Genomic DNA, 13,257 nt, shown 5'->3' on the forward strand with positions numbered 1-13,257 from the left:
GACCCCTCGAGGGGGAGGTGCCGCGGCATGTCCACCATGGCCACGCGCGTCCTGTACGACCTGGTCGCACGGGACAACGCGTCGAAGACGTTCGGCAAGGTCGGCGCTGCGGCCGACGGCATGGGGAAGAAGGGCGCGGCGGTCGGCGCGGCCATCAGCAAGGGCCTGAAGCTCGGCACGGCGGCGTTCGTGGGATTCGCCGCGGTCTCCGCGAAGAGCGCCACCAGCTTCCAGACGGAGATGACCCGCATCTCCACCCAGGCCGGCGGCTCCGCCAAGGACGTCAAGGTCCTCTCGGACCAGGTGCTGAAGCTGGGCGGGAAGGTCCAGCAGGGGCCGCAGAAGCTCGCCGACTCCCTGTACCACCTGAAGTCCGTCGGCATGGACAACGCGCAGGCGATGAAGGCCCTGCGGGAGGCGTCCGACCTGGCCGCGGTCGGTGGCGCCGACCTCGAGCAGACCACCAACGCGCTGGCGGGCGCGTGGCGGACCGGCATCAAGGGCGCCACCAGCTTCCACCAGGCCGTCAGCACGGTGAACGCCATCATCGGCGCCGGCAACATGAGCATGGAGCAGTTCAACGCCGCGATCGGCACCGGCATCCTGCCGTCCGCGAAGACGTTCGGGCTGAGCCTGCAGCAGGTCGGTGCGGCGCTCGCGCTGATGACGGACGAAGGCATCGACTCGGCGTCGGCCGCGACCCGGCTGCGCATGTCGTTCTCGCTGCTGGGCGCGCCGTCGGGTGCGGCGGAGAAGCAGCTGAAGAAGATCGGCCTGACCGGCCTGGACCTCGCGAACGCGATGCGCGGCCCGAACGGTCTGATCGGCGCGATCCAGCTGCTGAAGGACCACCTCGACGCGTCGGGCATGTCCGCGTCGGAGCAGTCGCAGTTGCTGTCCCGCGCGTTCGGCGGCGGCCGCTCCTCCAGCGGCATCCTCCTGATGATCAACAACCTGGATGTGCTGAAGAAGAAGCAGGACCAGGTCAACAACTCGACCGGCAAGTTCGACGACGCGGTCAAGATGCAGCGGCAGACCGCGGAGGCCGAGTGGAAGCGGCTCGTCACCGGCCTGGAGTCGCTGTCCGTGCGCTTCGGCACGGCGATCCTGCCGCCGATCACCGGCTTCGTCGGATTCCTCAACGACACCGCCATCCCGGGCGCGCTGAAGTTCGGCCGGGCGATGGCGTCGCTGATCCCCGTCGACCGCATCAAGTCGGCCGTCAGCGGCGTCCAGTCGACCATCGGCAGCTTCCTGTCCGGGCTGACCGGCAGCACCGGCATCGGCGGCTTCATCTCCGGTCTGACCGGCGCGAAGACGAAGAAGCCGAAGAACCCGATCGACAAGTTCCCCACCACGGTCCTCGGCCCGGGGACGGGAGCCCCGCACCTCGGCTCGTTCCAGACGTCGTCGACGAAGGGGCCCGGGAAGGCGCTGGCCGCCGCGCCGCACTTCGGTGTCGGGCAGGTCGCGCCGACGACCGGCGTGCAGGGCAAGCCGCTCGCGCCCCAGCCGCACGGTGGGTCCGGGCTGGCCGCGCCGCTCATCAAGCCGAAGACGGCCCCGCCCAAGTCCGCGGCGCAGCAGCTCGGTGAGACCGTCCGCAAGGCCGTCTCCGGGGGCATCGAGGGCGTCGACTGGGGCAAGCTCGGCGCGGGCCTCGGCAAGGGCCTCGTCACGGCGATCGGCTGGGTCGGCAAGCACACCGCGGACCTGACGAAGAAACTCGCCGGCGTCATCGGGAAAATTGACTTCGTGCAGGTCGGCAAGGCGTTCGGTGCCTCCGCCATCCCGCTCGCCATCGGCTTCATCACGAATTTGTTCGAGCCGCTGTTCAGCCTGGACTTCTGGAAGAAGCACTGGCTGGACACGATCATCGCGGTCATCAGCGTGATCCCCATCGGACGGCTCGCCAGCGGCCTCGGGAAGATCTTCGAGCACATCCCCTTCCTGAAGATCTTCAAGCCGCTGCTGGACGGCATCGGCAAGCTCGGCGGCTACATCGAGAAGGGCCTGGGGAAGGTCTTCGGGCCGGTCGGGCGCGGCATCAAGGACGGCTTCACGAAGGCGCTGCCGGAGGCCGGCGGGTTCATCGCCGACCTCGCCGAGCGGTTCGTGTTCAAGCCGGCCCGCAGTCTCGCCACCACCGCCAAGCTGATCCCGAAGGCGATCGGGTCCGGCATCGAGAGCGGCGTCTCGTTCATCACCGAGAAGGCCATCAACGTCGGCAAGGCCATCCTCAGGCCCTTCGCGGACGCGGGCAGCTGGCTGCTGGGCAAGGGCAAGTCCGTCGTGTCCGGCCTGAAGAACGGTGTCGTCAACGGGGCGAAGGCGATCGGCTCCTGGGTGAGCACGCACGTCAACCAGCCCGTCATCAACGCCTTCAAGACGGCCGGGTCGTGGCTGCTGGGCAAGGGCAAGTCCGTCGTGTCCGGCCTGAAGAACGGCGTCGTCAACGGGGCGAAGGCGATCGGCGGCTGGATCACCTCGCACGTCATCCTGCCGGTCACGGAACGGTTCGTGTCGTCCGCGTCGTGGCTGGTCACGCGCGGTAAGTCGCTGGTGTCCGGGTTCAAGAACGGCATCGTGTCGATCGCGAAGAGCATCGGCTCGTGGGTCACCAGCCACGTCAACCGGCCCGTCATCGGCGTGTTCAAGACGGCCGGGTCGTGGCTGAAGAGCGCGGGCGGCCACCTGCTGTCGGGCCTGAAGAGCGGAATCGTCAGCGGCGTCAAGGGCATCGGCTCCTGGCTCAAGAAGTACCTGATCGATCCGATCGTCGGAGCCGTCAAACGCTTCTTCGGTATCCGCTCGCCCTCGACGGTGTTCGCCGGGATCGGCGGTCACCTCGTGTCCGGCCTGATGAAGGGCATGGCGAAGACCTCGCCCACGGCCATCGCCAAGAAAGTTTTCGGCAGCCTTCCCAAGGCGCTCGGCGCGATCGCGAAGAAGGGCCTGGTCTCCCTCACCGACCTGCCGTCGAAGGCCCTCAAGGCGCTCGGCGGCCTCGGCGGGGACTTCCTCGGCCTGCTCGGCCTGGGCGGCGGCGGGGGCGGCTCCTCCGCGAACCAGAAGATCGGGCAGGTCCTCGCCGCGGCCCGCGGCTGGTCCGGCCCGCAGTGGGCCGCCCTGAGGAACTTGTGGAACGGCGAGTCCGGCTGGAACGAGCGCGCACTCAACAAGAGCAGCGGCGCGTACGGCATCCCGCAGTCGCTGCCCGCGAGCAAGATGGCCTCCGCCGGATCGAACTGGCGCACCAGCGCAGCCACCCAGATCAAGTGGGGCCTGTCCTACATCGCCTCCCGCTACGGCAATCCGCTCAACGCCTACTCGGCGTGGCTGTCCCGCTCCCCGCACTGGTACGCCAAGGGCACCCGCGGCGCCGCCAAGGGCCTCGCCTGGGTGGGCGAGAAGGGCGCCGAGCTCGTCAACTTCTCTGGCGGCGAGGACGTCCTCAACCACGACGACTCGATGGCGTTCGCCCGCACTCACGGCATCCGCCTGCCCGGCTACGCCTCCGGCACCATCTCCAATGCCGCGGACCGGGTCAGCCGCGACAAGCGCCGGGTGCAGGACGCCAAGGACGCCGTCTCCCGCGCCCGGCGGCGCAGGAAGGGCGAGGCCGCCGCGGAGAAGAAGCTCCAGGCCGCCGAGAAGGAACTGAAGGCCGCGGAGATCGCGCTCAGCAACGCCAAGCGCAGCGCGAAGACGTCCATCTCCAACTCGATCGCGACCGGCCTGCAAAAGAGCCTCGCCACGGGCACATCGTCGGCGATCACCTCGGCGGTCAAGTCGCTGGCGACGAAGCTGCTCAACGCCGGCTACTCCGGCACCGCCAAGACCGTCCAGAAGCAGGGCGGGCAGCTGGCGTCGCTGTCGACGAAGCGCGCCTCGATCGCCTCGCAGATCTCGGCCGCCAACAGCTACGCCAGCGATCAGGCGTCGAACATCAAGGACTTCTTGTCCTTCAGCGGCACGTCGGCGACGTCGATCGGCTCGCTGATCTCGCAGATCTCATCGCAGCAGAAGACCGCCTCCGGGTTCGCGTCGCTGACCAAGCAGCTCAAGTCCCGGGGCGCGTCGAAGGACCTCCTCGCGCAGCTGGCGGCGTCCGGGCCGGGCAGTCAGCTCGCGACGCTGCTGGGCGGGTCCGGTGTCACCAACGCCGACATCCAGAAGCTGAACGCGCTGACCAAGTCCGGCAACAGCCTCGCCACGTCCTTCGGCAAGACGATGGCCGACACCATGTACGACAGCGGCGCCCAGGCCGCGAAGGGATTCCTGACCGGGCTGACCAGCCAGGAGAAGGACCTCGACAAGGCCATGGCGAAGCTGGCCGCTTCGCTGGTCAAGGGCGTCAAGAAGAAGCTGAAGATCAAGAGCCCGTCGCAGGTGTTCCGCGACGAGATCGGTAAGCAGATCGCCCTCGGCATGGTGCAGGGCATGGACCAGCACCGCCCGCACGTCGCCGCCGCGGCCCGCCGCCTCGCCGACACCGCGTACGGGTCGGCCAGCGGCCCCAAGACGGCCGACGCCATGTTCGAACGGTTCGCGCGCGCCATGGCCGGCACCGGAACCGAAGTCCACGTCCACTTCGACGACCCCGCGCTGAGGGACCTCGTCCGCGCCGAGGCCAGGCCCGTGGTCAAGACGGCCCTCGCCAAGTTCGCGCACGACCAGAAGGTGGGGAACCGGTAGTGGGCATTTCCTACATCGCCTCCGGATCCCTCGCGCAGGGCACCGACACCATCACGCCTGCCTACCCGGCGGGTGTGGTGGCCGGACAGCTCGGCGTCCTCCAGGTCGTCTCCGCTCACCCGGACGAGGCGACGCCGTCGACGCCGAACGGCTGGACACGCGTCGGCACGTTCTCCGGCGGGGGCGGCACGTTCGGGCTGAACACCGGGGCTCGCAGGCTGACATGGTTCGTGCGCGAACTGGGCGGCTCGGACGCACAGCCGACGGTGAGCATCCCGTCGGCGACAGGGTCGGCCATCGGCGGGCGTATCTCCGTCCTGTCCCGCAGCACCGGGGTGGGCTGGCTGTGGTCTGCCTCCTTCGGCGAGGACACGTCCTCCGGTACCGGGTTCTCGGCCGCCTGCTCCAGCACGGTGACCTTCCGGCCGGGTGACTTCTGCCTGCTGGGCTACGGATGGAACACGCAGACGGCGTCCACCAGTGCGCGGGCCGCGGCCGCGTCGGGTATCACGTTCAACACGGCCACCTCGCACCTAGGCGACGCCATCACCTCCGGTGACGGGGCCAGGCTGACGATGGCGGAATCGTCGGTCACCTCCGGAACAGCTGCGGCGACACCGACGGTGACGGCCACACTGACCGCGGCGGCCACCGGCGTCGGCGGCGTGCTCAGGCTGCGGGAGGACGTCCCCAAGGGCGTCATCACCGCGACGCCGCAAACAGTGTTCCCGCCCCGCAATATCGTCTCCGTCACCGAGATGCTCGCCGGTGACGTCGTCTCCGCGACCCTCTACCGGGAGACCGACGCAGCCGGCCTCGTCGAGCTGCGCGCCTCCTCCGCCGTGGACGTCACCGGCGAGGACGCCCTCGTACGCGTCGACGGCGAGCAGCCGTTCGGTGTCGAAGTCGCCTACGCGGCACGGCTCGTCGACAGCCTCGGCGACGAGTCCCTCATCTTCTCCGGGCCGATCACGTCCACCGTCGACTCCGATGTCATCTCCGATGCCGTCCGCGGCGTCGGCTCCATCGCCTTCATCGAGGACTGGCCCGACTTCAAGCGCACCCGGGACGCGACCACCATGAACGTCGGCGGCCGCTACGTCACCGTCGGCCGGCCCCGCTCCAAAGCCCAGTCCACGATCACCGTGTCCGTCGACACGAACGCCGACCGCGACGCCCTCGACCAAGTCCTGAACGGGCTGACCGAGGGCGTACTGCTGATCCGCAAGCAGGTCACCAACAGCCGCGTCGACGGCTACATGGCGCTCATCGACGACGACGAAAAGCCCGACTGGCAGACCGAGCACACCGAATGGGACCTGAACGTCGCCGAGTCCGAGGCGTGGCCGGACTCCCTCGAGGCCGCGGGCTTCACCCTCGCCGACCTCGCCGACAACTTCACCACGCTCCAGGACCTCGCCGACTTCTTCGCCGGCGGCACCCTCCTGGACGTCGCCCTCTACGACTTCGGCGGCTGACATGCTCGAGATGTCGGACCAGGCCCTCGCCGTCGTCCAGCGCAGCTTCACCATGGTCGTCCGCGCCGAATCGTGGCGCTCCGGTGAACTCCTCGCCGACAACATCCCCGTGTCCGACGGCAGCGAGGAAGCCGACCGCTCCGTGAACGTGCCGGAGACGGTGACGCTGAACATCCCGCGCCGCGACCGCGGCTTCAACTGGGATCCCGGATCCGACCCGGACCATCCGCTCGCCGCGTACGGGCAGCAACTGCGGATCTCCTACGGCGTCGACCTCGGCAACGGCGACTTCGAGTGGATCGACCGCGGCTGGTTCCTGATCACCGACAGTTCAGCGGACGGCGACACCGTGTCCGTCACCTGCCACGGCCTGCTCACCCTCATCGATGAGGCCAAGTTCGTCAGCCCCTTCCAGCCGAAGGCGACGGACACGCTGGCGTCCACGACGCGCGCCCTGGTCGAGCCCGCCCTCACGGTCGTCTTCGACGGGACCCTCGTGGACCGGCCGGTCACGGCCGGCATGCAGTGGGACTCCGACCGGATGCAGGCCCTCAACGACGTCCTCGACGCGTGGGCCGCCGAATCGAGGGTCACGGTCGACGGCTACCTGCTCGTCGAACCCGTCGTCGACGTCGGCACCCCGGTCCTCGCCCTGACCGACGGCCAGGGCGGCACCGTCATGCGCTGGCAGGGCAGCACGACCCGGGACGGCGCCTTCAACGTCGTCGTCAGCCAGGGCGAGGACGCCGACGGCAACCAGATCATCGGCACCGCCTACGACCTCAGCTCACCCTTCCGGTTCGGCGGCCCCTTCAACCCGCTTCCCGTTCCCTACTTCAACCAGTCGGACCTGCTGACCACGGTCGACCAGTGCCGCAAGAACGCGGCCGCCACCCTCATCCAGAAACGGCGCTCCGCCGACCGGAAACTGGAGGTCACGATGGTGCCGCACCCCGGCATCCAGTTCGGCGACACCATCACCGCCACCAGCGACGACCTCGACGGCGTGGCCTGCACCGTCGAGGCGTACACGCTGCCGTACTCGCCGGGCCAGATGACCACCACGATCCGGGTGCCGTTCTCGTGAGCAAGGCGGGCGGTCTGCGGGTCACCACCTCCAAGCTCGGCAGCATCGTCGCCATCGCCGCGAGCGCCGCCGCCGGCGGCGACGCCGTCCTGGCGGACGTGTCCGGAATCCGCATCACCGCGCGCGTCGCCGCCGGCCTCACCGTGGCCCTGGGCAACAAGCTGCTGATCTCCCGCGTCGGCTCCGTGTACTACGTGCACGCCGTCGTCCCGGGCGCTCCCGCCGTCGACCCCACCCCGCCGGCCCAGGACGACAGCGTGATCGCGCCGGACACGGGAGACATCCCGCCGGACCCCAAGCCCACCGTGACCACCGGCACCCTGGTCTGCTCGCCCATCACGACGTCGACGTGGCGCGACGGCAAGTGGCGCACCGACATCGGCTCGTCGACGAACGCGGACACCTTCCAGGGCCGGTACTTCGGCTCCAGCTCCGGCCGCAACAGCGGCTTCGCCTTCTACGGCAGCAAGCCGCACAGCATCTCGGGCGCCACGGTCACCAGGGCCACGCTGAAGCTGCGCAGGCTCAGCGCCGGTGACTTCGCCGCGCGCACGCCGACGCTGCGGCTCGTCACCCAGTCCACCCGGCCGGGCGGCTTCCCGACGCTGAACGAGACAGCGTCCGGTCCGGCCCTCGCCGTGAACGCGTCCACCTCCTCGTTCGCGATCCCCAACAGCTGGGCGCAGGCCATGGTCGACGGCAGCCGCGGCGGCCTCGCCATCAGCGTCAGCTCGGACAACCCGTACATCCGCCTCGCCGGCAAGGCCTCCTGGTCCGCCGCGTGGACTCTGACCATCTCCTGGAGGCGCAGCTCGTGAGCCAGCAGACCAGCAAGGGAATCGAATACCCGGAGTCGGGCGACAACGTCCGGCTGTGGGAATGGTTCGCGGCCCTCGCCTCCAGCGCGGACGGCGTCATCCCCGGCTCCGTAGACGAGCAGGTCTTCGAATCGTCCGGCACCTGGGAGAAGCCCGACGGGGCGCTGTGGGTCGAGGTGCAGGTACAGGGCGGCGGGGGAGGCGCAGGCGGCGCGGCAGGAACCTCCGGATCCGGCTCCGGCAGCTGCGGCTCCGGAGGAGGGGGCGGCGAGTACGCGCGCGGCACGTTCGCAGCCGCCGCGCTGTCGGCGACCGTGGCCGTCACCGTCGGAGCGGGCGGCAGCCCCGGCGCAGCCGGCGGCGGCAACGGAGGCACCGGGGGAACGTCGTCGTTCGGCAGCCTCATCACCGCCGTCGGTGGCGGCGGCGGCACCGGCGACAACAGCCAGCGCACAGGCGACAACTCGCTCGGCGGCGCGGACGGCGGCACCGGCGGCACCGGCGGCACCTTCCGGGTGCCCGGCGGAGGCGGCGGCGCCGGCGTCGTCACCGGCGGCTACCCGATCAAGTGCAACAACGGCGGCGGCTCCTTCTTCAACTCCGGCGCCCGGCCCACCGGTGTGGCGGCCGGCTCGTCGGCCGGCTTCTCCGGCGGCAAGTACGGCGGCGGAGCGTCCGGGGCATCCAACGGCCCGACCGGCGGCGCCGCCATCAACGGCGGCACGGGCGGCCCCGGCGTGGTCATCGTCCGCACCTACCAGGCCTGAAGGGGCACATCATGACGGTCTTCATCTCCGCGGCGGCACGGAGCGCGGCCGCCGACGCGGTCGCCGCCCTCGTCGACGGCGGCGCGGCGGCGGGCACGCTGCAGATCCGCTCCGGCACGCAGCCGGCCGGGCCCGATTCGACGGCCACCGGCACCCTGCTCGCCGAGCTCACCCTGCACGATGCCGCATTCGGGGCGGCCGCGGCCGGTGTCGCCACGCTGGCCGGTACGCCGCTGACCGTGACCGCGGTCGCCTCGGGCACTGCCACCTGGTTCCGCGTCCTCGACTCCGACGGCGTGGCCGTGTTCGACGGAAGCGTAGGCGTCTCCGGCGCAGACCTCCTCGTCAACACGGTCACGGTCAGCACAGGGCTGGACGTCGAGATCAGCGACGGCACGATGACCATGCCCGCCTCCGGGTGACGCGCCGTGCCGAAGCTCTCCACGATCTACGACGCGTTCGACGGGGATGGCCCCAACACCGGCCTGTGGAACGACAGTGCGGGCGTCACCCAGGTCTCGGGCGACGGCTACGCCACCGTCCCGCCTAGCGGCACCTACTCCAACTTCCTCGGCTTCACGCCGCCCTCGCGGGACTTCACCGAGGACGCCTTCCAGTGGGAGTGGACGTTCCCCTCGGCGGGGGCGAGCGGATCGGAGCAGTACTGCTCCATCGGTGACGGCACCACCGGCGAGAAGGTCGATTACGGCCGCTGGTCCGGGGGTCTGGGCTACTTCCTCGGCGCCACCAGCGAGTTCGCCGGTTTCGACGACACCAGCTGCCGGTTCATGCGCATCAGGACGACCAGCAGCCAGATGTTCTTCGAGACAAGCCCCGACGGTGTGACCTGGGTCAACCCGTTCACCACCGGCGTGCAGGCCCTGCCCGCCTGGGACCTGTCCAGCGTGCAGGTCCACTTCATCAACGGGTTCTTCTCCGGCTCCGGCGGCGGCGACATGCGCGTCCAGAGCGTCGGCGTCGCATCCACCACCATCTCGGGCAGCCTCGCCGGGCAGTACGGCGGCATCGCTACCGACCTCGAGGCATCCCTGTCCTCGCCCGGCCAGGTCTCCGGAGACCTCGGGCCGGCCCGGCTGTCCGCGGCCGGACGCCTCGTCAGCCGCACCACCCTGGCCGGCGTCTTCGGCGGGATCAGCTTCGACGCCGCGGGCTCGTTCGAGTCGAGCGCCGAGGACGTCACCGTGTCCGCCGGACCCCCGCGCGTCGCCAGCCTCGGCGCCGGCGCCCCCGTCCTCAGCCCGGGTGCGGCGGGCCCCGTCGTCGAGAGGAACGCCTGAGCATGGCTGCCGAGATCTACCACACGGCCACCGAGTACGTGAGCCACGCGCTCACCTTCACCCGCGGCGGCCCCACCCAGGTCACCTCGGTCGGCGTGCACTACGCCACCGACCCGGACACCGTCCCGGCCGTCGCCGACTTCACGCCCGCCCAGCTCATCGACGGCGTCACCAACCCCACCGACCCGCTCGCCCAGGCCGGTGTCGTCGACGTCGTCGCCCTCATCGGCCCGGAGGTCGGCGCCGACCTGGCGCTCACCGCCGGCACCTACACCTGCTGGGTCCTCATCGAGACCCAGGCCGTCGGCGACCTGCCCGGCGAGCAGATCATCCGCAAGACCCCCGACACCCTCGTCGTCCTGTAGGAGGCCCACATGCCCATCACGTTCCGCGGCGGCCGACTGCCCGACGATCCCGGGCAGCCGCACCTCAGGCTGTCGCGCCTCATCACCTCCGAGCTGCCCGCGCCGCCACCGTCCGCGGACTGGCTCACACCGGTCCCGGCCGGCGCCTGGGGCATGCTCGGAAACGACATCGTCGGCGACTGCACCATCGCCGGCATCGCGCACAAGCGGATCGGCGACGCCTACGTCAACCAGGGCACACGCCTCGACATCTCGACGGCCGACTGCCTGAAGTACTACGGCCACTTCGGCTACCGGCTCGGCGACGAGAGCACCGACCGGGGCGCCGTCTGCCAGGACGTGCTCGCCTACTGGCACCGGCACGGCTTCCTCGGCGAGAAGAACCTCGCCTACGCCCGCGTGAACATCGACGACCACGACGAGATCAGGCAGGCGATCGCCCTGTTCGGCCAGATCTACGTCGGCGTCACCATCACCCAGGCCGCCCAGGACCAGTTCAACGGCGACGAGGTCTGGGACGTCGTCCGCCGCTCCCCGAACCTCGGCGGCCACTGCATCACCCTCGGCGCCTACGACGAGCACGGCCTGGACGCCGTCACCTGGGGGCGCGTCCAGCGGCTGACCTGGCGCTGGTGGGACGTCTACGGCGACGAAGCCTGGGTCGTGTTCAACCCGGGCGACTTCGTCGACCCGAAGACCGGCCGCGACCGCGCAGGCCTCGACACCGAGGCCCTGCACGGCGACTACAACGCCCTCACCGGCCGCTCCCTCGCCCGCCGCGAGCGCGCGTGATGGCCCGCCACGACCCGACCGAGCTCGCCAAGGCGGCGTACGCCGCGTACGGCGGCGCGACCGGCGGCAAGAACCACCGCGGCGAGCCCATGCCCATGTGGGACAAGCTCGGCGCCACCATCCAGACCGCGTGGGAGGTCGCTGCGGAGGCGGTCGCCCGCGAGGTCCTCGGCCTGAACAAGCCCGGGAGGTGACCAGGTGAGCGTTCAGGGCATCGACGTCGCCTCGTACCAGACGGCAACATTCGACACCGACGGCCTCGACTTCGTTTTCATCAAGGCGACCGAGGGCACGTCGTACGTCAACCCGAAGCAGGAAGAGCAGGCCGCGCACGGGCGCGCCGCGGGCCTCGTCGTCGGCTTCTACGGCTTCCTGCACCCCGGCAACGTCCAGGCGCAAGCGCAGTACTTCGTCGAGAAGTGCGCGAGCCAGCCGGGCGACGTCCTCGCCTGCGACTGGGAGCCCACCAGCACGGGCACCGCCTCGAACGCCGACAAGGACGCCTTCATCAAGGCCGTCAAGGCGCTGCGCCCGGACCATCGCGTGCTCCTCTACTGCGACCTGGAGCGGTGGAAGAACGTCGACAAGACGTCGTACGCGGGCGACGGACTGTGGATCGCCGACCCCAACCACTCCGCAGGCCACCCGTCGATCAAGGCGCCATGGCTGTTCCACCAGTACGGCATCCGAGGCACGGACCGCGACCTCGGCAACTTCACCAGCCGTGCCGCGCTCGCCGCGTGGGCGGCCGGCAGCAAGGAGGACGACATGCCGCTGACCAAGGCGGACGTCAAGACGCTGGCCACGACGGACGACGTCTTCAAGGCGCCGGCCGACGCAGCCGACTACCCCACCAACAAGTACTGGACCCTGGCGACGCACGTCGAGGACCAGACGCAGCGCATTCGGGCCACGCAGAAGACCGTCAACGCCATGGCGGCGACGATCCAGACCCTCGCCGGGATGGTCGGCTCCGGCGTGGACACGGCGGCCGTGGTCGCGGCCGTGCAGAGCGCCATCGCGGAAGCCGTGGTGCACGTCGACGTCGACGTGACCGGCCCGAAGACGCAGGAGGGCTGACCCATGCAGCTGTCGAAGTACTGGAAGGCCGTCGTCGCGGCAGTGGTGGCCGCGGCCGGCACGCTGGGCACCGCGGCAGAGGACGGGAAGATCACCGGCGCTGAGGGTGTTGCCATTGGTGCGACGGCGCTCGCCGCGCTCGTGGCCACCTGGCGCGTGCCGAACAAGGAGCCGAAGGATTCGGCATGACGGCGGCCCCGGACCCGACGACGAACGTCGCTGTTGAGCTTGCTCAGCTACGAGGGGAGATCAACACGGGTCTGGAGGCAATCAAGGGCACCCTCGGCATCCTCGTCGAGCGCACCTCGCGCACCGACGCCGACGTCCGCCAGCTCCGCACCGACATGGAAACCGAACTCCAGAAGCTCCGCGACGACGAACTGAGGACGCTGAAGGCGGAGGTCGAGGCCCTGAAGCAGGGCCGCTGGCCGCTCACGCAGATCGGCGCCCTGACGGCCGTGGCTGCTGTGGTGGCCGCGATCATCGCCCTGTTCCTCCACTGATCCGCGACGGCCCTCTACTGATCCCGACAGACGTCTACAGACCCCCGCCGCCATCCGCGGCGGGGGTCTTTCGGCATGCCCGGAGCAGACACGTCCATTGGTCACTTGCGTACAAATTCGAACACGCGCTCTAATCCGGATATGGCCAATCACAGGGTGGACTACCTCACCTGCACCCAGGAGCGCATCCTGCGCATCATCCGCGAGTCCATCACCGACCGCGGTGAAGCGCCGACGGTGAAGGAGCTCGGCGACGAGCTGGGCATGCGCAGCACAGCCTCCGTGCACTGGCATCTCGGCCGCATCGAGGCCCTCGGCTACATCGCCCGCGAGCGCCGTACGGCGCGGGGGATCCGTCTTACCTGAGCGGG

The 13,257-nt window shown here is 70.0% G+C and carries 13 protein-coding genes and 1 pseudogene; all 14 read left to right on the top strand.

Features of this window, described 5'->3' with window-relative positions; translation table 11 throughout:
- The first annotated feature begins 27 nt into the window (after positions 1 to 27).
- The 14 genes and pseudogenes from JYK17_RS18475 to JYK17_RS18540 all read left to right on the top strand — a co-directional run bounded on the left by JYK17_RS18475 (position 28) and on the right by JYK17_RS18540 (position 13,252).
- Positions 28 to 4,698: a phage tail tape measure protein gene (locus JYK17_RS18475; RefSeq protein ID WP_128803727.1), complete on the top strand. Its 4,671-nt coding sequence runs from the start codon at positions 28 to 30 to the stop codon at positions 4,696 to 4,698.
- Complete coding sequence (locus tag JYK17_RS18480; RefSeq protein WP_128803728.1) at positions 4,698 to 6,176, top strand: hypothetical protein; 1,479 nt, start codon at positions 4,698 to 4,700, stop codon at positions 6,174 to 6,176. The genes JYK17_RS18475 and JYK17_RS18480 overlap by 1 nt, the downstream gene beginning before the upstream one ends.
- A gap of 1 nt (position 6,177) precedes the next feature.
- Complete coding sequence (locus JYK17_RS18485) at positions 6,178 to 7,263, top strand: DUF5047 domain-containing protein (protein WP_128803729.1); 1,086 nt, start codon at positions 6,178 to 6,180, stop codon at positions 7,261 to 7,263.
- Positions 7,260 to 8,081, top strand: coding sequence for a hypothetical protein (locus JYK17_RS18490; RefSeq protein ID WP_222810845.1), 822 nt, complete (start codon positions 7,260 to 7,262; stop codon positions 8,079 to 8,081). The genes JYK17_RS18485 and JYK17_RS18490 overlap by 4 nt, the downstream gene beginning before the upstream one ends.
- Positions 8,078 to 8,848, top strand: coding sequence for a glycine-rich domain-containing protein (locus tag JYK17_RS18495; protein ID WP_128803731.1), 771 nt, complete (start codon positions 8,078 to 8,080; stop codon positions 8,846 to 8,848). The genes JYK17_RS18490 and JYK17_RS18495 overlap by 4 nt, the downstream gene beginning before the upstream one ends.
- A gap of 11 nt (positions 8,849 to 8,859) precedes the next feature.
- Positions 8,860 to 9,270, top strand: a complete 411-nt coding sequence (locus tag JYK17_RS18500; RefSeq protein ID WP_128803732.1) for a hypothetical protein — start codon at positions 8,860 to 8,862, stop codon at positions 9,268 to 9,270.
- Positions 9,271 to 9,276: 6 nt separating this feature from the next.
- Complete coding sequence (locus tag JYK17_RS18505; protein WP_128803733.1) at positions 9,277 to 10,146, top strand: hypothetical protein; 870 nt, start codon at positions 9,277 to 9,279, stop codon at positions 10,144 to 10,146.
- A gap of 2 nt (positions 10,147 to 10,148) precedes the next feature.
- Entirely contained in the window at positions 10,149 to 10,511 is a 363-nt protein-coding gene (locus JYK17_RS18510; protein WP_128803734.1) for a hypothetical protein, read from the top strand.
- Between the two features lie 9 nt (positions 10,512 to 10,520).
- Entirely contained in the window at positions 10,521 to 11,303 is a 783-nt protein-coding gene (locus JYK17_RS18515) for a hypothetical protein (protein ID WP_128803735.1), read from the top strand.
- Positions 11,303 to 11,497 (top strand): hypothetical protein, encoded by a 195-nt coding sequence (locus JYK17_RS18520; RefSeq protein WP_128803736.1) that lies wholly within the window; start codon positions 11,303 to 11,305, stop codon positions 11,495 to 11,497. Before JYK17_RS18515 ends, JYK17_RS18520 begins: the two co-directional genes overlap by 1 nt.
- Positions 11,498 to 11,501: 4 nt before the next feature.
- A pseudogene (locus JYK17_RS40605) lies at positions 11,502 to 12,056 on the top strand (GH25 family lysozyme); the annotation flags it as partial.
- 330 nt (positions 12,057 to 12,386) lie between these two features.
- Positions 12,387 to 12,572, top strand: coding sequence for a hypothetical protein (locus tag JYK17_RS18530; protein WP_128803738.1), 186 nt, complete (start codon positions 12,387 to 12,389; stop codon positions 12,570 to 12,572).
- Positions 12,569 to 12,886 (top strand): hypothetical protein, encoded by a 318-nt coding sequence (locus JYK17_RS18535; protein ID WP_128803739.1) that lies wholly within the window; start codon positions 12,569 to 12,571, stop codon positions 12,884 to 12,886. Before JYK17_RS18530 ends, JYK17_RS18535 begins: the two co-directional genes overlap by 4 nt.
- Before the next feature lie 141 nt (positions 12,887 to 13,027).
- A complete protein-coding gene (locus tag JYK17_RS18540) occupies positions 13,028 to 13,252 on the top strand; it encodes a LexA family protein (RefSeq protein WP_128803740.1) in 225 nt (74 codons plus the stop codon).
- Positions 13,253 to 13,257: the final 5 nt, after the last annotated feature.

This window comes from Streptomyces plumbidurans (assembly GCF_019857225.1).
In the GTDB taxonomy this organism is placed as follows: Bacteria; Actinomycetota; Actinomycetes; order Streptomycetales; family Streptomycetaceae; genus Streptomyces; species Streptomyces plumbidurans.

Bases quoted from the DNA above. Each gene is read 5' to 3' on its own strand.
- JYK17_RS18475 (WP_128803727.1), top strand. From the start codon at position 28: ATGTCCACCATGGCCACGCGCGTCCTGTACGACCTGGTCGCACGGGAC.
- JYK17_RS18485 (WP_128803729.1), top strand. From the start codon at position 6,178: ATGCTCGAGATGTCGGACCAGGCCCTCGCCGTCGTCCAGCGCAGCTTC.
- JYK17_RS18500 (WP_128803732.1), top strand. From the start codon at position 8,860: ATGACGGTCTTCATCTCCGCGGCGGCACGGAGCGCGGCCGCCGACGCG.
- JYK17_RS18510 (WP_128803734.1), top strand. From the start codon at position 10,149: ATGGCTGCCGAGATCTACCACACGGCCACCGAGTACGTGAGCCACGCG.
- JYK17_RS18515 (WP_128803735.1), top strand. From the start codon at position 10,521: ATGCCCATCACGTTCCGCGGCGGCCGACTGCCCGACGATCCCGGGCAG.
- JYK17_RS18520 (WP_128803736.1), top strand. From the start codon at position 11,303: ATGGCCCGCCACGACCCGACCGAGCTCGCCAAGGCGGCGTACGCCGCG.
- JYK17_RS18530 (WP_128803738.1), top strand. From the start codon at position 12,387: ATGCAGCTGTCGAAGTACTGGAAGGCCGTCGTCGCGGCAGTGGTGGCC.
- JYK17_RS18535 (WP_128803739.1), top strand. From the start codon at position 12,569: ATGACGGCGGCCCCGGACCCGACGACGAACGTCGCTGTTGAGCTTGCT.
- JYK17_RS18540 (WP_128803740.1), top strand. From the start codon at position 13,028: ATGGCCAATCACAGGGTGGACTACCTCACCTGCACCCAGGAGCGCATC.